The 21,506-nt window shown below is 66.7% G+C and carries 16 protein-coding genes; 9 read left to right on the top strand and 7 right to left on the bottom strand.

Translation table 11 applies throughout. The features are described from left to right. Together AC0KW6_RS21260 and AC0KW6_RS21265 are read right to left on the bottom strand one after the other, a co-directional pair. Positions 1 to 1,305, bottom strand: a complete 1,305-nt coding sequence (locus tag AC0KW6_RS21260; RefSeq protein WP_323776285.1) for an HlyD family type I secretion periplasmic adaptor subunit — start codon at positions 1,303 to 1,305, stop codon at positions 1 to 3. Continuing rightward, complete coding sequence (locus AC0KW6_RS21265; RefSeq protein WP_323776287.1) at positions 1,302 to 3,035, bottom strand: type I secretion system permease/ATPase; 1,734 nt, start codon at positions 3,033 to 3,035, stop codon at positions 1,302 to 1,304. Before AC0KW6_RS21265 ends, AC0KW6_RS21260 begins: the two co-directional genes overlap by 4 nt. Before the next feature lie 231 nt (positions 3,036 to 3,266). Between AC0KW6_RS21265 and AC0KW6_RS21270 the strand changes: the two genes are divergently transcribed. Then, on the top strand, positions 3,267 to 5,252 hold the full coding sequence (locus AC0KW6_RS21270; protein ID WP_474036020.1) for a glycosyltransferase family 2 protein: 1,986 nt from the start codon (positions 3,267 to 3,269) through the stop codon (positions 5,250 to 5,252). Positions 5,253 to 5,255: 3 nt separating this feature from the next. Here the strand turns inward: AC0KW6_RS21270 and AC0KW6_RS21275 are convergent, their stop codons facing one another. Next, positions 5,256 to 5,972 (bottom strand): sulfotransferase, encoded by a 717-nt coding sequence (locus AC0KW6_RS21275; RefSeq protein WP_474036022.1) that lies wholly within the window; start codon positions 5,970 to 5,972, stop codon positions 5,256 to 5,258. Positions 5,973 to 6,681: 709 nt separating this feature from the next. Between AC0KW6_RS21275 and AC0KW6_RS21280 the strand changes: the two genes are divergently transcribed. Next, entirely contained in the window at positions 6,682 to 8,682 is a 2,001-nt protein-coding gene (locus tag AC0KW6_RS21280; RefSeq protein ID WP_474036023.1) for a hypothetical protein, read from the top strand. Positions 8,683 to 8,800: 118 nt separating this feature from the next. Here AC0KW6_RS21280 and AC0KW6_RS21285 read toward each other — a convergent pair whose 3' ends face one another. The 3 genes from AC0KW6_RS21285 to AC0KW6_RS21295 form a co-directional block, all read right to left on the bottom strand. Beyond that, complete coding sequence (locus AC0KW6_RS21285; RefSeq protein WP_474036024.1) at positions 8,801 to 9,763, bottom strand: hypothetical protein; 963 nt, start codon at positions 9,761 to 9,763, stop codon at positions 8,801 to 8,803. Between the two features lie 61 nt (positions 9,764 to 9,824). Next, positions 9,825 to 10,631 (bottom strand): hypothetical protein, encoded by an 807-nt coding sequence (locus AC0KW6_RS21290; RefSeq protein ID WP_474036026.1) that lies wholly within the window; start codon positions 10,629 to 10,631, stop codon positions 9,825 to 9,827. A gap of 12 nt (positions 10,632 to 10,643) precedes the next feature. Continuing rightward, the gene (locus tag AC0KW6_RS21295) at positions 10,644 to 11,759 is read right to left on the bottom strand and encodes a polysaccharide biosynthesis/export family protein (protein WP_474036027.1); all 1,116 of its coding nucleotides are present in this window, start codon (positions 11,757 to 11,759) and stop codon (positions 10,644 to 10,646) included. Positions 11,760 to 11,885: 126 nt separating this feature from the next. Here AC0KW6_RS21295 and AC0KW6_RS21300 point away from each other — a divergent pair, with 126 nt between their 5' ends. The 7 genes from AC0KW6_RS21300 to AC0KW6_RS21330 all read left to right on the top strand — a co-directional run bounded on the left by AC0KW6_RS21300 (position 11,886) and on the right by AC0KW6_RS21330 (position 20,305). After that, positions 11,886 to 12,761: an NAD-dependent epimerase/dehydratase family protein gene (locus tag AC0KW6_RS21300; protein ID WP_474036028.1), complete on the top strand. Its 876-nt coding sequence runs from the start codon at positions 11,886 to 11,888 to the stop codon at positions 12,759 to 12,761. Between the two features lie 35 nt (positions 12,762 to 12,796). Then, positions 12,797 to 13,408, top strand: coding sequence for a sugar transferase (locus tag AC0KW6_RS21305; RefSeq protein WP_474036029.1), 612 nt, complete (start codon positions 12,797 to 12,799; stop codon positions 13,406 to 13,408). A gap of 328 nt (positions 13,409 to 13,736) precedes the next feature. Next, entirely contained in the window at positions 13,737 to 15,617 is a 1,881-nt protein-coding gene (locus tag AC0KW6_RS21310; protein ID WP_474036030.1) for a polysaccharide biosynthesis protein, read from the top strand. A gap of 219 nt (positions 15,618 to 15,836) precedes the next feature. Next, positions 15,837 to 18,053 (top strand): YjbH domain-containing protein, encoded by a 2,217-nt coding sequence (locus AC0KW6_RS21315; RefSeq protein ID WP_474036031.1) that lies wholly within the window; start codon positions 15,837 to 15,839, stop codon positions 18,051 to 18,053. Beyond that, entirely contained in the window at positions 18,050 to 18,739 is a 690-nt protein-coding gene (locus AC0KW6_RS21320; protein WP_474036032.1) for a YjbF family lipoprotein, read from the top strand. Before AC0KW6_RS21315 ends, AC0KW6_RS21320 begins: the two co-directional genes overlap by 4 nt. Positions 18,740 to 18,914: 175 nt before the next feature. After that, positions 18,915 to 19,142: a hypothetical protein gene (locus AC0KW6_RS21325; RefSeq protein ID WP_474036034.1), complete on the top strand. Its 228-nt coding sequence runs from the start codon at positions 18,915 to 18,917 to the stop codon at positions 19,140 to 19,142. Positions 19,143 to 19,507: 365 nt separating this feature from the next. Beyond that, a complete protein-coding gene (locus tag AC0KW6_RS21330; RefSeq protein WP_474036035.1) occupies positions 19,508 to 20,305 on the top strand; it encodes a metallophosphoesterase family protein in 798 nt (265 codons plus the stop codon). A gap of 159 nt (positions 20,306 to 20,464) precedes the next feature. On the opposite strand, the gene AC0KW6_RS21335 is transcribed toward AC0KW6_RS21330, so the two are convergent. Then, a partial coding sequence (locus AC0KW6_RS21335; RefSeq protein WP_474036036.1) for a right-handed parallel beta-helix repeat-containing protein occupies positions 20,465 to 21,506 on the bottom strand: 1,042 nt, incomplete at its 5' end.

Consider the following 21,506-nt stretch of genomic DNA (forward strand, 5'->3'; position numbering starts at 1 on the left):
TCAGCTTTCGCGGAAGGCCTTGTTGAAATAATCGGCCAGCGGCTTGACCAGATAGGCCAGCGGCGAGCGGTCGGCGGTGCGGATGTAGCTTTCCACCGGCATCCCCGGAATCAGCACCGTGCCCGCAGGCAGGCGGCCGCGCTCGCCGGGATTGAGCTCGATCCTTGCCCGGTAATAGGAAACCCCGCTGCCCTGATCCTCGAAGGCATCCGCCGAGACCTGGGTGACATGGCCGAACAGCTCCGGCGTCGAGCGCTGGTCCAGCGCCGAGAACCGCAGGGTCACCTGCTGGCCGGTGTAGAGCTGGTCGATATCGGTCGGCGCCACCTGCGCCGCAATCACCAGCGGCCGGTCCTGCGGCACCAGGTACAAAACCGGATCGGCCGGCCGGATCACCGAGCGCGGCGTCTGCACCTGCAGCCCGTAGACAATGCCGGAGACCGGCGCGGTGATCTCCAGCCGCGCCAGCCGCCCTTGCAGCGAGCGGCGGTTTTCGGCCAGCTCCAGTTCCTGGTAGCGCAGGTCGCGCAACCGGCTGATCGCCTCTTCGCGGCGGCTGGTGGCCAGCTTCAGGATCTCGATGTCGATCTCGGTGATACGCCCCTCGGACTGCGCTTCCGAGGCCACCAGCTCGCCCAGCCGCCCCTGCAGATCGGCCTGCGTCCGGCGCAGGTTCAGCACCGTCGCCGCCTGCGCCAGGCCGCGGTCCAAGAGCGACTGCTGGTTCTCCAGCTCCTCGCCGATCAGCTCCAGCTGCACATTCATCGAGGTCTGCTGCGCCTTGACGCCGCGGATCTGCTCCTGGATCTGGGTGCGGCGCTTCTCCAGCTGCTCGATCTCGCGCGCGGTGGTGTCGTTGCGGGCCTCGAACAGGCGGCGCTGGCCCTGCACCAGATCGCTGACATCCGGCAGACGCTCCGCCGCCGCCAGCAGTTCCGGCTCAAAGCGGATCGCGGCAGCGGTGTCGCGCTCGGCTTCCAGCCGGCCGCGGCGCGCCATCAGCTCGAACAGCTGGCCCTCGGTGATCACCAGCTGCGAGGTCAGCTCATTGGCATCCAGCCGGATCAGCGTGTCGCCTTCGGCCACCGTATCGCCCTCCTCGACCAGGATCTCGGCAACGATGCCGCCATCCAGATGCTGCACGATCTGGCGGTTGCGGTCGACCTCGATCCGGCCCGTCGCCACCACTGCGCCGGAAATCGACGACAGCACCGACCAGGAGCCGAAGCCGCCGACCAGCACCAGCAGCGCCAGGAGGCCGATGATCAGCGGCCGCCGGGCCGGCCAGTTGCTGTGCCCGTTCATCGCACGCCTCCTGTGCCAGTGGCCTGGCGGATGGTCTGATGGTTGGCGACCATTTCCTGCAGCACCTTGTCCTTGGGGCCGAAGGCGGTCTGGGTGCCCTTGTCGATCACCAGCAGCATGTCGCATTCCTGGATCGCCGCCGGGCGGTGCGCCATGATCAGCACCGAGCGGCCCTCGGCCTTGATCTGCTTGATCGCCCGGTTCAAGGCAATCGAGCCCTCGTTGTCGAGGTTGGAGTTCGGCTCGTCGAGGATCACGATCACCGGATCGGCATAGAGCGCGCGGGCCAGCCCGACCCGCTGCAACTGGCCGCCCGACAGCCGCCCGCCGGTGGCGGTGACCTTGGTGTCATAGCCGTCGGGCAGCTTCAGGATCATCTCATGGGCGGCGGCCTTGCGCGCCGCTTCCACCACTTTTTCGGCATCCGGCTGCTGCTGCAGCCGGGCGATGTTCTGGGCAATGGTGCCGTCAAACACCTGCACCCGCTGCGGCAGATAGCCGATGTGGCCGCCCAGCACATCCGGCGCGTATTGATCCAGCGCCGCCCCGTCCAGCCGCACCGAGCCGGCCGCCGGCGTCCAGACCCCGGTCAGCGCCCGCGCCAGGGTCGATTTGCCCGAGCCCGACGGCCCGATCACCCCGATCGCCTGGCCCGGCTGCACCCGGAAGCTGACGTTGCGCAGGAGCGGCGTCTTGCTGCCCGGCGGCACCACCGCCATCCCCTGCACCTCCAGCAGCGCCTTGGGTTTCGGCAGCGCCGTGCGCGCGTCCTCCTCCGGCACCTTGCTCAGCAGCTCGGCCAGGCTGTGCCAGCCCTTCAGCGCCCGCTGCACCATCGCCCATTGGCCCAGGCCCAGCTCGATCGGCGCCAGCGCCCGGCCCATCAGGATCGACCCGGCAATCATCGCCCCCGGCGTCACCTCGCCCTGCAGCACCAGATAGGCGCCCAGGCCCAGCATCGCCGACTGCAGGAACAGCCGCAGCGTCTTCGTCAGCGTGGTGAAGCCGCCGCCGGTGTCATTGGCCGTCACACTGTCCGCGAGGGCGGCATCGCGGGCCAGCTTCCAGCGCTGGAACGAGGCGCCGCGCATGCCCATCGACTGGATCATCTCAGCCTCGTTGCGGATCTCCTCGGACATCAGATTGGCCTTGTGGCCGGTCATGCCGGCCTTTTGCTGCGGCGCCCTGGTGAACAGCTGGTTGAGGATGGCAATCCCCACCAGCACCGCGCCGCCCGCCAGCGCCAGCAGGCCCAGCCAGGGGTGGAACAGGGCGATGCCGGCCAGAAACACCGGGGTCCAGGGCAGGTCGAAGGCGGCGGTCAGCACCGGCGAGGAGATCAGCCGCTGCACCGCTTCCAGATCCTGCAGCCCGGTCTGCGCCGCCGGATCCGGCGCCACCGCCGAGCGGCGGATCATCGCATCGAACACCCGGTGGTCCAGCGCCGCCTGCAGCCGCGCCCCGACCCGTGCCATGATCCGGCCGCGGGCGTAGTCCAGCAGCCCCATCATGCCGTAGAGGAACACCACCAGCAAGGACAGCGCCAGCAGCGTCGCCTCCGACCGGCTGCCCAGCACCCGGTCATAGACCTGCATCATATACAGAGGCCCGGTCAGCATCAGCAGGTTCACAAAAAAGCTGAAGACCCCGGTGAACCAGTACAGCCCCCGGCTCTGCCGCCGCACAGAACGAAGCTCATCGTAGCCGCTCTTATAAATGCTTTTATTCATGGTCAGGGGTGCCTGTCTTGCGGCAGCGGGGTGCCAGGGGTGTATGCCGGAATCTGCGCCCGGTCCGGGAGGCTGCAGGACGGCTGCATCTATGCGGCAAACCGGGGGGCATGCAAACCGGTTTTTGCCAGGCCGGCCCCGGCGGCGGCGGCAGGGCTGGCATTCCGGGGGGAAACGCGGCATTGAACCGGAGAGGGGGCCGGCCCCGGGGCGCGGGCCCGGGACGGCCTGATGCGCAGCAGACCGGAGGCTGAACCGTTGACATATCCCAAGCTCACGATGACGCTGCTGGTGCGCAATGAAGCGGACATCCTGGCCGACAACATCCGTTTTCATCATGCCATGGGGGTCAGCAGCTTCATCGTGATGGACAATCTGTCCACCGATGCCACGCCGGAGCGGATCCGGGAGCTGTCGCAGGAGATCGATATCGACTATCTGCACCAGCCCGCTGATGACTACAATCAGCGCGCATGGGTTACGGAGATGGCGCGCAAGGCGGCGGCAGAGCATCAGGCGGATTGGGTCATCAACAATGATGCGGATGAATTCTGGCTGCCCGCCAGCGGTGACCTGCGCGCCTTTTGCGCCTCGCTGCCGGAGGGCACGGGGACAGTGATCGTGCCGCGCCATAATGCGGTTGTGCCGGCGCTGCCGGGCGATCTGCTGGGCGGGCGCTGCGGTCCCCGGATCAGCACAGTGTTCGAGTGCGAAAGCCGCAATGGCGAGGGCAAGCCGCTGCCTGGCAAGGTGCTGCACCGGGCCTCGGACACCGCCGAGGTGGCGCAGGGCAATCACAGCGTCGCCCATGTGCCGGGCCATGCCAGCGCGGCGCAGGGGCGGATCCGCATTCTGCATTATCCCTGCCGGACGCTGGCGCTGTATAAGGACAAGATCCGCCTGGGCGGCGCGGCTTACAGCCGCAACACTGCCCTGCCGCCGGGGGCCGGCGCCACTTGGCGCAGTCAGTATGACGGGCTGGACAGCGGCGCGGTGGAGCGCTTCTGGCGCGATCTGGCAGTGGCGCCGGAAGAGCAGGAGATCGGCCTGTTGCGCGGCGATCTGATGCGGGACACCCGGGTGGCCGTTTTTTTTGCAGAACAGGTCCGGGCCGCGGCCCAGCAGGACCTGCAGGCGGCGCGGCAGGAGCTGCTGGCGCAGAGCCGGGCAATGGTGGACGGGTTTTCGCAATCCCAAGCGGAACTGATTTCCCGGGTGCCGCGCCAGCAGCGCTGGGAACGGCCGATGTATTACAATCTGCGCTTTGCGGTGCGCAGCGCCGAGGCGCATCTGGAGCAGCTGGAATCGCTGACGGAAGCGGTGGAAGCGGCGGCGCTCTGCGCCCGGTTCGGGGACTTGCGCGATGTGTTCTCGCTGTTTCCCCGCAACAGGCATCTGCCCGCGTTCCTGGCGCGGCTGCTGGAATTGACAGCACCTGAGGCGGTGCAGCGCCTGCGGGCCGATTGCGCGGGCAAGCGGGTGATCCTGCACACCAGCTGCCATCCGCGGCGGCAGGAGTCGCAGCAGAGCGTGGCGTCTTTTGCCGGGCTGGGGCAGGACGGCTATCACCACATCATCCTGCTGGGCGCCCGTGATCCGCATCCGGAGCAGGCCACCGGCCTGGCCTTCAGTTATGACGGGCAGGTGCTGCAGCTGCCGGCCTGTGATACCTATGAAGGGCTGCACCGGAAACTGTTCTACGCCTACATGCTGCTGGATCTGCTGACCGCCCCGGCGCTGGTGGTTAAAATCGACGACAATATCCTGCTGCAGGACGCGGCCCGTTTTGCCGCCTGCCTGGACCGGGTGGCGGACAAGGGCGCGGCCTATGCCGGGCGGCGGGTCGGCACCCGGCGCCATCAGGATCAGTGGCATGGCTGGCATCTGGGCAAATGCGCCGATCCGGTGATGGAGACGCGCGGCTATCAGTACCCGCTGCCGCGGGATTATGCGGCGGGCGGCTATGGCTATGTGCTGGGCCCGGAGGGGCTGGCCGCCTGCAGCTACATGTATCTGGCGATGAAAGAATTTTTCGCCATGCCCGCGGTCGGGCTGGAGGATGCCTGCGTCGGCCATGCGATCTATGCCCAGCGGCTGGAGCTGATGGATATCTCCCAGGGGCACGGGCTCCTGGCGATGCCGGGACTGACCACCAAGGAACGGCAGCGGGTGCAGGCCGACTGGCAGGCGGCGGGCGGCGGCGCGGAGCCGGAGTGACGCTCAGGAGCGGGCCGCGGGTTGCTGCCATTTCATATGCCGCAGCTTGCGGCCCAGCACCGCCTCCACCAGATCCGGGTCGAACGGCTGGTCCAGGAAGGCAAACAGAGGCCGCCAGGCTTCGGGGTCTTTGGCATAGTCATTATAGTGCAGCGCCAGGCAGCGCCGCGGATGCGCCGCCTGCCAGCCGCGGTACAGCGCCTCTGCGCGCTCCAGCTGTTCCAGCACCGCGGCGCGGGGCATATTGCGCCACCAGCCGGAATTGCGCACCTCGGCGTGGTCGCGGGTGTTGAAGATGAAATGCGCCTCCGGCATGTAGCGGGCCAGGAATTCCAGCATCGGCTGAAACAGCCCGGGGTCCTCGTGCCAGCGGATCTCCTTGAAGCCCAGAACCCTTGTGTCCGGCTCCGGCCGCAGCACCGTGCGCAGGAAGCTGCCGGCCAGCGCCTGGCCAAAGCGGTCCGCCTCGATCGCCTCGTAGCCGAACCAGGGCTGATGCGGGCCGGAAGGGGCGCCGCGCGCCCGCATCGAGGCCGCCTGTTCCGACTGGCGCAGATCCTGCCAGGCACGCACCAGCGGCGCCAGCAGATTGGCGTTCTCGCCGCGCAGGACATGGCCCGGCAGCGCGTTCAGCATGTTCTGCAACAGCGTCGAGCCCGAGCGCCCGTAGGTGACGATGAACACGGTCTTTACGACCTGCCCGCCCCGGTGTTCTGCCATCTGCCCCTCCTGTGACACCCGCCTGCGTTCCTAGGCGCTGCGGCGGCAAAACCCAAGCCCGGAATGCGCCGCAAAGAAACCCAAAGCCCTGCCCCGGTTGTGCCCTGCGCCGGCCGGTGCCGCAGCGGCAGAGCAGGCTGCGGTTGCGGCAGCCGCGCGAGCCGGGACGGCCGCGCGCAGCCGCCCCGGGCATTGCTACCTCGAAAGAGGTAGCAGAATCGCAGATCCGCCCGATCCGTGGATAAGGTCCGGAAAACCGTACCCCGGTTGCAGGGTTATCCGCATTTTTACCAATTCTTAACACCCCGCAGGGTGTTTGTGTTGCAACCGGGCCGCACTTCCGCCCTTGGGCGGGGGGGGCGCGGCGTCAGGCGGGAATCCCTTGAAGGCAGAAAGAAAAGCGGCTTTATTGGCCGCGCGCAATGCCTCTGAAACCTCAACGCAGTCTGCCGGGGAACAGCTAAGTGAGCAGTTTTGGCGACAGTCCCTATACGGGTGCGCGGCACATCGGGAGCAGTGCTTGACAGACAAGCAAAGCGCCTGATAGCGGAGGTGCAAGCGCCCTTTTGGGGTAATGCGCTTTCTGGATGAAAAAAGATAGCTCTCAAGCAGGAGACTAAAGAGTATGGCAAACGTAGAATTCTCAGTTGATGGTGTGTCACAGGCGCTGACAGGCAGTGCCGGTGACGACGTCATCACCGTAGTAGACATGGGTAATGACGCTAACTTTGTTGCCCACACCATCGAAGGCAATGGTGGTGACGACACCGTAGTATTCAATGGCGTGCTGGGCACTGATTTTGATGCGATCGCGAACGGTTTTCAAGTTTCCGGCGGCGGCGACGACTCCGTCACAGCTACCACTGTTGAAGCATTTGAATTCGACAACGGCACCGTGACCTTTGGCGCAACTGTCAACCCCGAGTGGCTGTCCGAGAGCGCGCTGGAGCAAGCAGCCGGCAGCTCTTGGGCTGTTGACAACATCCTGGAATACGATGGTTCGAGCGTTGGCAACCATGCTGACACTTGGAGCCTGTCCACTGCCAACGGCACCGCGCTGACCACTGGCAACACCGTGACCATTATGGACGGCTCCACTGTTCAAGGCACGCTGACCACTAATGGTGCCGATGTCACCTTCACAGCGGACTCGGCCTTCCAGGCGTCGCTGAACGTTGGTGAAGAAGCGCGCGTTTCCTTCGAAGTTGTTCTGGAGAGCGATGCAGGCGACACCTTCACCGAAACCTTCACTGCTGTTGTGACCGGTGCTGCTTCCGCAGGCGCGGACACTCTGGTTGCAGGCGACGACACCGCTGCGAGCGAAGATCTGCTGGCCGGCGATGACCGCGCAACCGGTGGCGCGCTTGCCGACGAAATTTTTGGCGGCGCAGGCAACGACACCGTATTTGCAGGCGCAAACGACGCCGGTAACGACACCCTGATCGGTGGCGCAGGCGATGACATGCTGGCAGGCGGCGCAGGCGACGACCTGATTGTTGGCAACTCCTACGACGGTGACGGCACCCCTGCCGACCGTGGTGATGCAGCCAACGATGACGGCGCAAACCAGATCTTTGGCGGTGCTGGCAACGATGTGATTGCTATCGGCGGTTACGACAACGACGGCGAAGACCTGGATAACACCGCTGTTATTGGTGACGCGACTGGCGCTGAAGGCGGCGAAGCATTTGGTGGTGAAGGCAACGACTTCATTCTGGGCACTGCGTCCGGCGATGACCTGGTTGGCATGGGTGACGGCAACGACACCGTTGTTCTGGGGTCCGGCGACAACACTGTTTACGCGGGTGCGACCGACGAGGGTGAGGACAGCGTCACTGCCGGCAATGGCAACAACACCATCTTCGTGGGCGCAGGCAACGACGAAGTGACCACCGGTTCTGGTGATGACCAGATCGGTGGCGGCGCCGGTAATGACAACATCAATGCAGGTGACGGCAACAACGAAGTCTTCGGCGGCGAAGGCAACGACGACATCGACGCTGGCACCGGCAATGACACCATCTTTGGCGGCGAAGGCACCAACGACATCGACGTAGCCGCCGGTGACAACGAAGTGACCACCGGTTCCGGCGACGACGCAATCGACACTGGCGCTGGCAACGACATCATCGATGCCGGCGAAGGTACCAATGCCGTCAACGCAGGCGCGGGTAACAACGACGTCACCACCGGTGCAGGCGATGATGACATCGACGCAGCCGGTGGCAACGACACCATCGACGCGGGCGAAGGCACCAACGACATCGACGTAACCGGCGGTGACAACGAAGTGACCACTGGTTCCGGCGACGACGCAATCAACACTGGCGGTGGCAATGACACCATTGATGCTGGCGACGGTGACAATGTGATCGACGCAGGCGCGGGTAACAACGACATCACCACCGGCGCAGGTGATGATGACATCACCGTAGGTGCGGGTGACGACACCATTGATGCCGGTGCAGGTGATGATGTTATCACCCTGGGTGCTGCCGCTGGTACCGATTCTATCATCTTCACCGCAGGTAACGATGATATTTCTAACTTCCAGACCGGCACCGACACCATCGACGTGTCTGCTCTGGGCATCACCGACTTTGATGACGCCATCATCGTTTCGAACGCAGGCAGCACCATCATCACCATCGATGATGATACCTCCATCACCTACGATGCTGCTTACGACGTAAACGACTTCCTGTTCTAAGTTATCTTGGAATGAGAGTTTGAAAGGGCCCCTTCGGGGGCCCTTTTTGCATGGGGCCCTTTTTGCATCTGGATAGTGAAAAACCGCGCCGCGGGGCCGCAGGGCAGGGGCGGAGGCGTCAGGCGGCGCCGGCCTCTGCCGCCGCCGCCGCAATCCGGCGCCACCAATAGTCCAGCGACAGCCGCTGGCGCAGCGCGGCGCGCGCCGCCCCGTCCATCCGCGGGCAGGCCCAGGCGTGCCAGCGCTGCAGCCCGGCGCCGGTGATGCTGCCCGGCAGCCAGCCCGGCACCTGCACCGCCGGCAGCTGCCCGTAGGCGCCCGCCAGGCTGGGCGCGTGGATCAGCGGCACCGTGCCCTGGATCAGCGCCGCCCAGGCCTTGGGCGACGGATCCAGCCCGCCGCCCTGTGCACAGATCACAAAGGCATGGGCGCGCAGCAGCCGGGTGAACTCCGCCTCGGTCACCTCCTCCTCCACCACCGTGCACCAGCTGCGCCAGGGCCCGCGGGCCAGCGCCGTGACCTGGCGGCGGACCTCCCATTGCGGCCCCTCGCGCAGCCGGTGCGCGCAGAGCACCCGCAGCGGGCGCTCCGCCAGCGGCGGCACCGCGGGCCACAGCAGCGGCTGGTCCCTGCGGCCATCGGCAAACACCAGCCCCAGCGGCAAGGGCGCCATCCGGGGGTGGCTGGCGTCATCGAGGTTTTCGGCAAACCAGCGGATCAGCAGCGGGCTGTCCAGGATCGCCTGAATGGCGGCGCGCTCGGCGCTGTTGTAGGGCCGCCAGCGCTGATCGGTCTGCCGCGGCAGGGTGATGTCCTCGGAGCCGCTGACCAGCACGAAGGGGGCGCCCAGCCGCGGCAGGATCTGCTGCGCGAAATGCAAAAGCGCGGGGAAGGGCGCGCGCAGCGACAGGAAGATATGCCGGGGCACCCCGGGGCGCTGCTGCACCAGCCGGATCTGCGGCTGCTGCCAGTCCGACAAGAGCACCCAGTCGCAGCGTGCCGCCAGCCCGGTGATCCGGCAGGCCCCGGCGCCCTGGCCCTTGGGAAACAGGCGGGTGGAAAGAACCTGCCCCGGTGTCATCCCGCTGTCATCCCGCTGTCATCCCGCTGTCATCCTGTTTTCACCCGGTCCGCCTCCGCTGTCACAGCGCCCTTGCCGCCTCGCGCAGGGCGGCAAGGGTCTGTGCAACCTCTGCCGGGACCTGCAGATCCGGCGCCTTGCCGCTGTTGCGCGGGATGCTGGCATCAAAGAAGGCCGGGCGTTCGGGCGGGGTCAGCCCGGTATGGGCGATCAGCCGCGAGATGCCCTGGCGCATCGCTTCGGGGTCGGAGACAAACTCCATCACCGGCACGCCGTGGTTGCGGTGCAGCTGCAGCAGGTTCCGGTTGTAGGCGTTCCAGATCGCAAAGCCCTTCTCCAGCTCAAAGCCGTTGCGCCCCTGGATCGACAGCGCCACCTCGCAGGGGTCGCGGAAGATGCCGGCGCCGGTCCAGTCGGGCAGCACCTCGATCCAGTCCTGCGCCACCAAGAGGGTGCGCGGCTCCTTGAAGCCCCAGATGCCCTGGCCGCGGCGGGAGTCGATGAACAGGTCGCGCACCGATCTGTGCAGCGGCTGCCAGGTGATCTGTTCCGGCGGCGCGTGCCAGGCGCCGCCATTGGCCTCCAGCAGGTTCTCATGCATGTAGACCAGCGCCGAGGGTTCCTGCAGCCCCTTGGGGTTGAGGCCGAAACTGTGGTCCAGCACCCGGCCCATATAGAGGCCCGCTTCGCGGAAGCTGCCCGCCAATGCGCTGGTGCCGCTGCGGTGCATGCCCAGGATCAGGACACAGCGCCCGATTTGCGGTTCTGTTGCGGTTTCAGGCCCGGTTTCAGGCCCCGGTTCAGGACTGGTGCCGGGGCCCGGGCGGGTTTTTCCGGTCCGGATCCGGGTGAAGAAATCGAAAATCATCGCGGGCGCCGGTCAGATGTTGCCGGCGCGGCTGAAGACGCCGAAGAAGTTGCCGAAGATGTTGGAGATCGTCAGCGCGTCGTTGATCGGGGATTCGGTGGCCATCACAAGATCGCCCGGGTTGACCTGGAACTGGCGGGCCGAGAACAGCCCGTCCGCCGAGGTCAGATCAAGCGAGAACACCACCCGCTGCTGACGCGGCCCGCGCACGCCGGGCGCAATGGCCGACGCGGGATATTCGCGCAGGATCAGGAGGCCCTTGGGATCGGCCTTGCCGTCCTGGAAGCCGCCCGCCACAGACATTGCATCCATCGCTGACATCTCGTCCTTGGAGAAGATGTGCAGATCCTCCTCGCCGGTGGCGCCGAAGGAGAGGAAATAGCGCGCGTCCTCCTCGACAAACACCCGGTCGCCGCCGCGCAGCAGGGTGTCGAGGCGGGGATTGTCCAGCAGGGTATCGACCGAGGTGCCATAGATGCTGCGGCCGCGCACCAGCCGGATCTGCGGGTTGTTGAGGTTCGGGCTGATGCCGCCGCCGGCCGAGATCAGCCCCATCACCGTGTAGTTGCGGTCGGGCATCGGGTAGGTGCCGGGCTGGGCCACGCCGGAGACCAGATCGACCGAATTGCCGCGCCCCTCGGCCATCGCCAGCTGCACCTGGGCGGAGGGAACCACCGGCTCCAGCGCCTCCTGCAGCTTGGCGCGCGCCAGGTCCGGGGTCAGCCCGTTGACGTTCACATCGCCCACATAGGGCATGAAGATAGAGCCGTTGGCGGCCACTTTCATGTCCTGCAGCTGCACCATCTTCTGCTCGGCGGCGGTCAGGAGCGAATTGTCGTTGCTGTCCCAGATGCTCAGGGACAGCAGGTCGCCGGGCTGGATGATCTGGGTTTTGGCGCCCTGGCGGCCCTGCAGCCAGCCCAGTCGTTCCTGTTTGCCGGTCGCAGGCCAGGCCGCCACCGTGGGCAGCAGCGAGCGGTTCACCTGATACAGCGCGAAATCGGCATCGACCGCGCCGGATTCGCGCAGGATCTCCTCGCTGGCCGGGGCGCCGCCGGGCAGGCGGCTGCAGGCTGCGGGCAGGAGGATCAGGCCGGCAGCAGCCAGCCAGGGGAGAAGTTTCAGCATTGGGTGCCTGCCATTGAAGCGCTCGGGGCCCTGCCCGGATCCAGGTCCGGGCGAACCGCTTTGATTTTTGTCCGGCCAAAGGATACTGGGCTGGCTGAGAGGGTCAACAGGAACAGGCAGCAGAGCATGGGGATTCCCGCCGCAGTGGTTCTGGGCGCAACAGGGCGGATCGGGCAGCTGATGCAGCTGGCCCCGCCCGCAGGGCTGCATCTGCGGCTGCAGGCGCGGCAGCCGCAGGCCGGCCAAGGCCTGCCTGGCAGCTGGCATGTGCTGGATCCGCTGGCGCAGCCGCAGGCGCTGGCGCGCCTGGCAGAAGGGGCGGAGGCGCTGCTGTGCCTGGCAGGGCCGGTCCCGGGCCGCGGGCCGGCGGGGGGGGATGCAGAGATGGAAGACCACATCCGCCTGGGCGAGGCGGCGGTGCGGGCCGGCGCCGCGGCGGGCTGCCGGGTGCTGCTGGCCTCTTCGGCGGCGGTTTACGGCGCGCAGGGCGGTCTCTTGGATGAGGATGCGCCGCTGCAGCCTGCCAATGCCTATGGCGCGGCCAAGGCCGCAATGGAGCGGCGCTGCGCCGCCCTTGGGGCGGATCTGGGGGTGCCGGTCTGCGCCTTGCGGATCGGCAATATCGCCGGCTTTGACGCGATCCTCGGCGGCTGGCGGCAGGGGTTCACTCTGGACCGTTTTGCCGATGGCGCCAGCCCGCGGCGCAGTTATATCGGCGTGCAGGCGCTGGCGCAGGTGCTGGGGGCGCTGCTGGTGCTGCGGGATCTGCCGTCCGTGCTGCCGCCGGTGCTGAATGTGGCGCAGCCCGGCGCGGTGGAGATGGCGGCGCTCTTGCAGGCGGCGGGCAAGCCCTTTGGCACCCGCCCCGCGCCGGCCGGTGCAATTGCGCAGGTGGCCCTGGACACCGCCCGGCTGCAGGCGCTCTTGCCGTCGCCGCTGGCCGCGGCGGATCCGGCGCAGATGGCGGCGGAATGGGCCGCCCTGGAGCCGTGTTTCACCTGATCAGAGCCGAATATCAAAAAGGAGCAGAGCTGCCGATGACCTGGCGCAAACGGATTTTCGACCTTTTCTTTGCCAGCCTGCTGATCCTGCTGCTGGGCCCCGTCCTGCTGCTCTTGATGGGCTGGCTGCTGTGGAAGGAGGGGCGGCCGCTGTTTTATGTGGCCGAGCGGATGAAGGGGGTGGATCAGCCATTCAATCTCTGGAAGCTGCGCACGATGACGGTGGTGGAGACGGACACCGGGGTTTCGGGCGGCGACAAATCGGCCCGCATCACCGGCACCGGCGCCTGGCTGCGCTCAAAACGGCTGGATGAGGTTCCGCAGCTGTGGAACATTCTGAAGGGGGACATTTCCTTTGTCGGGCCGCGGCCGCCCCTGCGCCAGTATGTCGAGGCCAATCCTGCGCTGTACGCCAGGGTGCTGCAATCGCGCCCCGGCGTCACCGGCCTGGCGTCGGTCACCTATCACCGCCACGAGGCGGCGCTGCTGGCGCGTTGCAAGAGTGCGGAAGACACCGATGCGGTCTATACCCGGACCTGCGTGCCGATGAAGGCGCGGCTGGACCTGATCTACCGGCGCCATCAGAGCATGTGCTATGATTTCGACCTGGTGTTTCAGACCATTGGCAATATTTTCCGCCGGGGGTAGCGTGCAATGCGGTTGATTCCCGTGCTGCCCGCCTGTCCGGGCGCCGCGATGGCGCGGCAGAGCCGGAACCGGGGCAATCGCAGCAAGAAACCGGCGGTTTTTCGCCGTTTGGCGGTTTTGCGGCAGAGCATAACCGGTTATCAAAGGCAAAACCGGTTATGATAGGATTTGAGTTTTAAAACGCGCGCCGCAGGTGTTTCTGCTGCGCTATTCTGGTTAAGTCATTTTCCCTGCTGCCCGGCCGCGCAAGCAGCCGTAAGGGCAGGACGACCGCAATAGCAGGAAAAAAGTGCAGGCATTTGCATATGGCAGTTGAGGGCAGGCGGGCATGTATAATCTGATCAGTGCGCTTTCGCGCAGGCAGAAGTCCTACGTATTTCTGGCCGCTGACCTGGCGCTGCTGCCGCTGGCGCTGCTGTTCACCCTGGAGGTACAGCCGCTGCCGGATCCGGCGCTGATGACTCTGGGATCCCTGCTGCCGGTGCTGCCCTATGTGATGGCCGCTGCCGCGGCGCTGGCGCTGTGGCTGGGACTGCCGCATGTGCAGCTCAACGCCTATGAGCGCCATGCCGCGGTGCAAAGCGCGCTGCTGGCGGGCGGCACCGCGCTGGTGCTGGCGCTGCTGGCCGCGGTCTTTGGCCCGGCGCTTGGTTCTGGCACCTATGTGGTGTTTGCGATCTGCTATTTCCTGTTCATGGTGGTGGCGCGCGCGGCGATGCTGCAGGTGGTGCTGGCGGTCTACCGCCGCGCCCAGCCGCGCTGCCGGGTGCTGATTTACGGGGCCGGCAATACCGGCACCCAGCTGGCCCAGGCGCTGAAGGCGCATGACGGCATCGATCCGGTCGCCTTTGCCGATGACAATTCCTCGCTGCAGGGGCTGACCCTGGTCGGGCTGCCGGTGTTTGCGCCGTCGCGGATTGCTGAAATTGTCCAGGCGCGCGGGATCCGCCGGGTGCTGCTGGCGATGCCCTCGCAAGGCCAGCCGCGCCAGGCGCAGATCACCCAGCGGCTGCAGAAACTGGGGCTGGAGGTGCAGGCGCTGCCCTCCTTTGCCCAGCTCATCGGCGAAGAGGCGCTGGTCGACAAGCTGACGCCGGTGGCGCCGCAGGCCTTCCTGGGCCGCGCCGCGCGCAACGTGCCGCTGAAGGACGCGGCAGGGTCTTATCAGGGCAAGGCGGTGCTGGTCTCGGGGGCGGGCGGCTCGATCGGGTCGGAGCTGTGCCGCCAGGTGCTGACCTGCCGGCCCGCGAAACTGGTGCTGTTCGAACTCAGCGAACTGGCGCTCTATAATGTGCATCAGGAGCTTGGGCCGCTGGCCGAGGCGGCCGGCATCGAGCTGGTGCCGGTGCTGGGATCGGTGACCGATCCGCGCCAGGTGCGGATGGTGCTGAATGCCCATGCGGTGCAGGTGCTGCTGCATGCTGCCGCCTATAAACATGTGCCGCTGGTCGAGGCGAACCCGCTGCCGGGCCTGGCCAACAATGTCTTCGGCACCCAGACCCTGGCCCGCGCCGCCGCCCGGGCCGGCGTCGAACGCTTCATCCTGATCTCCTCGGACAAGGCGGTGAACCCGGCCAATGTGATGGGCGCCTCCAAACGGATGGCGGAACTGATCGTGCAGGATCTGGCGACCCGTTTCGGCACCCGCACCGTGTTCACCATGGTGCGGTTCGGCAATGTGCTGGGATCAAGCGGCTCGGTGGTGCCGCTGTTTCAGGAGCAGATCAGCCGCGGCGGGCCGGTCACCGTGACCGACCCGAATGTGAAACGCTTCTTCATGACCATCAGCGAGGCGGTGCAGCTGGTCTTGCAGGCCGGCGATATGGCCGAAGGCGGCGAGGTGTTTGTGCTGGACATGGGCGCGCCGGTGCCGATCCTGCAGCTGGCCCGCCAGGTGATCGAAAGCGCCGGCCATTCGGTGCGCGACGCAGACCACCCGGAGGGCGATATCGCCATCGAGATCATCGGGATGCGCCCCGGCGAGAAGATGGAGGAGGAGCTGACCCTGACCGGGGAGCTGGTCGGCACCCGCCATCAGAAGATCTTCTGCACCCGCGAAACCGTGCTGTCGGAGATCGAAGTGGCGGTCCTGCTCAGAAGCCTGCGCCAGGCGGTGGCGGCCGGCGACGAGGCGGCGGCGCGGCAGGTGATCAAGCGCTGGGTCGAGGGCTATTGCCAGCCGCCGGCCCCGGAGCGCAAAAGCTCCTGACCCCGCAAACCCCCGGTATCAGACCCGTCTGCCCTGCCCGGGCGCGCGGCCCTGGTGCGGCCCCGGTGCGGCTCTGGGGATGCAGTGGCAGTGAAACTGCCGCCGCCGGGGCCGCGGCAATTGATCCAGCCTTGCCAATCATGCTCTAAACGGGGCAACAGGTGGCAAGCCCGGGCCGCGAGACCCGGCACAGGCAGTTCCGAAAAGGCAGGTTTTCCCGTGACCCCGATCAAGACACTTGTGTGCAGAGCCGCGCCGGCTGCGCTGCTGTGGCTGGCGGCCGGGCCGGCTCTGGCCCTGGGGCCGGAGATCACCCGCGCGGGCCACGGCGCGGCGCCCGGCACCGAAGCCGCCGCGCCGCGGCTGAAGCCGCTGCCGCCGCCCAGTCTCAACTTCTATGGCTCGCCGGGGATCATCGATACCCCCAGCGCCGAAATGCTGCCCGACGGCCAGTATGCGGTCACCTATTCCTGGTTCGGCGGCACCTCGCGCTACAACATCACCGTGCAGGCGCTGCCCTGGCTCAGCGCCTCGTTCCGCTATAACGGCATCCAGGATCTGGGGCTGTTCGGCTTTGACACCTATTACGACCGCGGCTTTGACGTGCGCGCCCGGCTGTGGCGCGAGCGCGGCTGGCTGCCCGAGGTCACCATGGGGCTGCAGGATTTTGCCGGCACCGGGGTCTATGCGGCAGAGTATTTTGCCGCCACCAAACGGTTTGAGGGCGCCGCCCTGGGCTGGGGCAGGGCGCCCGGGCGGCTGAAACTTTCGGCAGGCCTGGGCTGGGGGCGGCTGGGCAGCAGCGGCGCCATCGGTTCCACCGGCGGTCCCAGGCCGTCCTTCGTGGGCGGCTCGACCGGCGGCCAGCTGGCCACAGACCAATGGTTCCGCGGCGATTTCGCGCCTTTCGGCGGCTTTGAATGGCAGCCCGATGAACGCTGGAGCCTGAAGGCGGAATATTCCACCGACGCCTATGTGACCGAGACGCAGGTCTCGGACGTGTTCGAGCGCAGATCCTCGCTCAACTACGGGGTCGAGTACCAGTATTCCGACCGGGTCCGCCTCGGCGCCTATTACCTGTACGGCTCGGAAATCGGCTTTACTGCGCAGATCCAGCTGAACCCGGACAATCCGCCGACGCCGATGGCGGTGCCCGCGCCGCATCCCGTTATCCCGCGCCGCCAATGGGCCACGGAGCCCGGCCACTGGGGCCAGGACTGGGCGGCCAGCGAAACCCGAAAGCGGCAGTTCCGCGACCTGGCCGCCGAGACGCTGAAGGCGGACGGGCTGGTGCTGGAGGCGATCACCCTGACCGGCACCACCGCCGAGCTGCGCTACCGCAACAACCGCTACCGGTCGCAGGCGCAGGCCGCAGGCCGCGCCGCCCGGGCCCTGGCCCAGGCGCTGCCGCCCTCGGTCGAGACCTTCCGCCTGGTGCCGGTGCGCCGCGGCCTTGGCCTGGCGGTGCTGGAGGTGCGGCGCTCGGATCTGGAGGCGCTGGAATTCGATGCGGATGCATCGGACGCGCTGAGTGCCGCCGCCGGTGTCCGCGATGCCGGGCCGCTGCCGGACGACGCGATTTTCTCGGGTGAGCTGTACCCGGCCTTTGCCACCTCGGTCAGCCCCTATACCCAGCCCGCCTATTTCGATCCCGAAAAGCCGTTCCGGCTGGATGCCGGGCTTGATTTTTCCGCCTCTTATGCGCCGGCGCCGGGCTGGCGCCTGGCCGGCACCATCCGCCAGCGGCTGGCCGGCAATGTGAAGAACGGCCGCGCCTCCAACTCGGTGCTGCCGCATGTGCGCACCGACCAGGTGGAATACGCCCAGTACGGCACCACCCTGGAAAACCTCTACGCCAGCCGTCTGTGGAAGCCGGGCCGCAATCTTTATGCCCGCGCCACCGCGGGCCTGTTCGAGAGCATGTACGGCGGGGTCTCGGGCGAGCTGCTGTGGAAGCCGGTCAACAGCCGCATCGGCCTGGGGGTGGAAGGCAATTACGTGGTGCAGCGCGATTTCGACCAGCGCTTTGGCTTCCGCGACTACCGCACCTTCACCGGCCATGCCTCGGCCTATGCGGAACTGGGCAAGGGCTATCTGATGCAGGTCGATGCGGGCCGCTACCTGGCGGGCGATTACGGCGGCACCTTCAGCCTCAACCGCGAGTTCAACAACGGCTTCCTGATCGGCGCCTTCTTTACGCTGACCAATGTCTCGGCCGAGGATTTCGGCGAAGGCTCCTTTGACAAGGGGTTCCGCTTCCGCATCCCCGTCGACTGGCTGTTGGGCAAGCCGTCGCGGTCGGGCTTCGGCCTGACCATCCGCCCGACCCAGCGTGACGGCGGCCAGCGGGTATCGGTGCCGGACCGGCTTTACGGCTCGGTGCGCGAGGCCCACCGCAAGAGCCTGGAAGAACAGCGCGCGAGGTTCTGGGAATGAGCATGATCAGGATGGCCGCCGCCCTGGCCGGGCTGGCGCTGGTGCTGGCGGGCTGTGCCAAAGGCCCGGAGAAAACCCCGGCGGAGCTGGAAGTGCTGCGGGCGGTGGGCGCGCAGATCACCAAACGCCGCAGCGCCGCCCCGCCGCCGGTGCAGCTGACCCGGGCGCTCTTGGACCAGCAGAGCCAGGCCTATATCGAGGTGGTGGTCGAAAACCGCGATGCCAGGGCCTATCTGACCCGCGCCCTGACGCGCCGCGACAGCAGCCCCGGCGCGATCGAGGTCTGGCGCACCCAGGACAATGTCTCGCTGGCCTTGCGCAGCGGCATGGTGATTGCCACCCGCGGCCTTGGCGGCGGGCTGTTGTCGGCGCAGGTGCCGGCTGCTGACGGCAGGGCCGGCCCGGCGCGCGGCGGCGCGCGGCGCTATACGGTGCGCGCCAAGGGCAACGGTCAGACGGTGCTGAGCATGGCCTGCAGCCTGCAGGATCTGGGCCCCGAGCCGGTGGAGATTGTCGAGGTGACCCATCCCGCCCGCCACCTGCAGGAGCGCTGCGAGGGCGGCGGCGGCGTGGTGGTCAATGACTACTGGATCGATTCCCGCTCCGGCCGCAATCAGGTTTGGCAGTCGCGGCAATGGGCCGGGCCGGAAACCGGATATGTGCGGATCCGCCAGCTGCGGCTGTGACCGGCGCGCGGAGTCTGCCGGTTTGCCGCGGCTTTGCGGCAACGGGCGGAAAAAATCCGCGAAGCAAACCGGATTTCAACAGTTTTGCGGCTATTCCATACGTTGAAAAGAAAAACCGCCTCCCCTAAGGTCGCCTCAACAGCATGTTTCCACAGTTCTCCAGAGGAGTTTGAAAATGAAGACCATTGTTACCGCCCTGACCCTGGCCGCCCTGGCTTCCGCAACCGCCGTTTCGGCCCAGACCGCCCCCGCGCCGAACGGCGCTGGCGGCGGCGGCATCGCCGGCACCGGTCTGAGCGTTGGTGCCGCAGCGGGTGCCTTGGCTGGCCTGGTTGTGCTGGGCGTGGTTGCCAATGACGACGACGAAGTCGGCACCACCACCACCACCACCACCACCAACTGATTGCTTGCCGCGCCGCTGGCGCAGGCATGAGTTCAGGGAAACGGGCCTCGAAAGAGGCCCGTTTTCTGTTGTGGGAGCAGGTCCTCCGCTCTGCAGGCGCAGGGGGGGGCATGGTGTCCGCATCGTGGGCATCGGCAACCTGCCGGCCACCATGTTCCTGGGACTGCCCGGCGCCTGTGCGGGCGCTGACACCATCTTCGGTTTCCACGGCCCCTCGCGCAGCGGCTGCCGCCGCGCGCAGGAGGCGTTCGATTGCTTCAGCCAAGGGACGGCAGATGACTGCCCGCAGCGCTGCTTGAGCGCTCTGGCTTGCCCCTCTGCGGGCGGGCGGTTATCACGAAGCTGACTGTCAAAGCCCCGGTGCGATGCCCGGCACCGGGGTCCGCGGCATCCAGAGGGTCAAGGGAGAACGTCTCATCGTGTTGTCATCCTTGTTCCAGAAGCTCGGCGGGTGGGCCGGACGGGGCGAAACCTTTCCTGATCCGGCACCGGATACACCGCTCTGCGTGATCGGGGATGTGCATGGCTGTTTGCCGGTGCTGGAGCGCATACTTCAACAGGTGCCGCAGGATCACCGGATCATTCTAGCCGGGGATTATATCGATCGGGGCGAGCAGAGCGCCGAAGTGCTGCGTTATCTCAGCAGGCGCCCGGATCTGACCTGCCTGATGGGCAACCACGAGGACATGCTGCTGCGCTTTCTTCAGGATCCCGGCCGCGAGGGCGGACGCTGGATCAGAAATGGCGGGCTGCAGACCCTGGCCTCCTTCGGCATCCGCGGTGCCCGGGCCCAGATGACCAGGGAGGAGCTTACCGACTGCCGCAACCGGCTGCAGGCGGCGATGGGGGAGGAGCTTACCGGCTGGGTGGCCGGGCTGGAAAACGCGGTTCTGTCGGGCAATGTGCTGGCCGTCCATGCCGGAGCGGATCCGCGCGCCGCCCCGGAAGAGCAATCAGAGGAGACGCTGATGTGGGGGCACCCGGATTTCTTCCGCTTCCCGCGGCGGGACGGGATCTGGGTGGTGCATGGCCATACCATCGTCAGCGAGGCGGTGGCGGAACAGGGCCGGATTGCGATTGATACGGGGGCCTATGCAACCGGAACCCTGTCCGCCGTCTGCCTGGATGGCAGCGCGCCGGGGTTTCTCACTGCGAAAATGTGACAGGGCCCTCGGTTGCGCAATTTGAGGGCTCCGCGCCCAACGCGCTTGCCCAAACGGCCAACCCAACCCCCAATCACAAACCCGCAGGCTCTTGTCATGAGCAAGGGGCAGCGGCGGCAGGTCACTAAGATTTGCGGCGGGCGGGACAGCCGGCTTTGGTCATTCGCGCCTGCGTTCCATACCCGGTTGAAATTCCACCGCGCCGGCGGGGCGCCTGGGGGCGCCGTTCCGGGCAATCCTGCCACCGATTTTCGTGCCGGAAAGGCTTGGCCCCTCCGCCGACAGAAAGCGCAATTCGCTGACATTGCCGAGCAGGCTGATCCCCTCCCAGCTGATATTGTAGCCGTCCTTGATCAGGAAAGCCCGGGTGTTGGCCGGCGTTGTACTCTCGAAGATCGAGTCGCTGACCTGGATGTTGTGCGGCATCAGATGCGCGTTGCTTTCGTTCAGCAGGCCGTTGCGGTTGAGCACGGTGACAACCACCCCGTTGGGGCTGTCGATGAACTCGCTGCCGGAAATGCTGATGTTGTGGTTCTGCTTGCTGGGGTCGAAATCGGCGCTGGTTTTATACAGGCTCTTGATGTCGATGCCGCTGACGCCGTTGCCGTGGAACACCGAATTCAGCACCTTGCCGTCCTTGAAGCCGCCCGCGGCATCAAGCCCGTCGCGGTGGTTGCCTTCAAAGAAACTGTCCGAGACCGTCATCCGCTCGGGGCCGTCGCCGCTGGGGGTCGCGGTGGTCTTGATACCGTCGCCCAGAGAATTGCGGAAATGGCTGCCGGTCACCGTGGCGTCATCGCCGCCGACAATGCGGACCTGGTAGAAGCCGCCCTCGAAAGCGCTGCTGTCGAGGCTGAAACGGTCGCCGTTCTGCACGTCGATATGCATCGAGACATTGCCGGAAAACGCGCTGTTCTCGACGGTGACCCCGTCGCCGTCGACCACCAGCACGCGCTTGGTGTGGTAATCCTTGCCCGACGCCGGGTTGGCGGCGCTGTAGCCGGTCTTTGGCGCGTTCACCACGTCGAAGGTGACATTGCTGACGGTCACCCCGTCAGACAGGTTGAACAGCGCCGAGGTGTCGGTGGCGGAGGTGGTGCGCACATCCAGGCCCGCGCCCTGGGTTGCGGTCAGGGTGAAGTTCTCCGGAAGCCGCAGGTTCGACCCCGAGATCTGGTAGGTATCCTCAAGAACAAGTGTG

It is taken from the genome of Leisingera sp. SA215, from assembly GCF_055902035.1.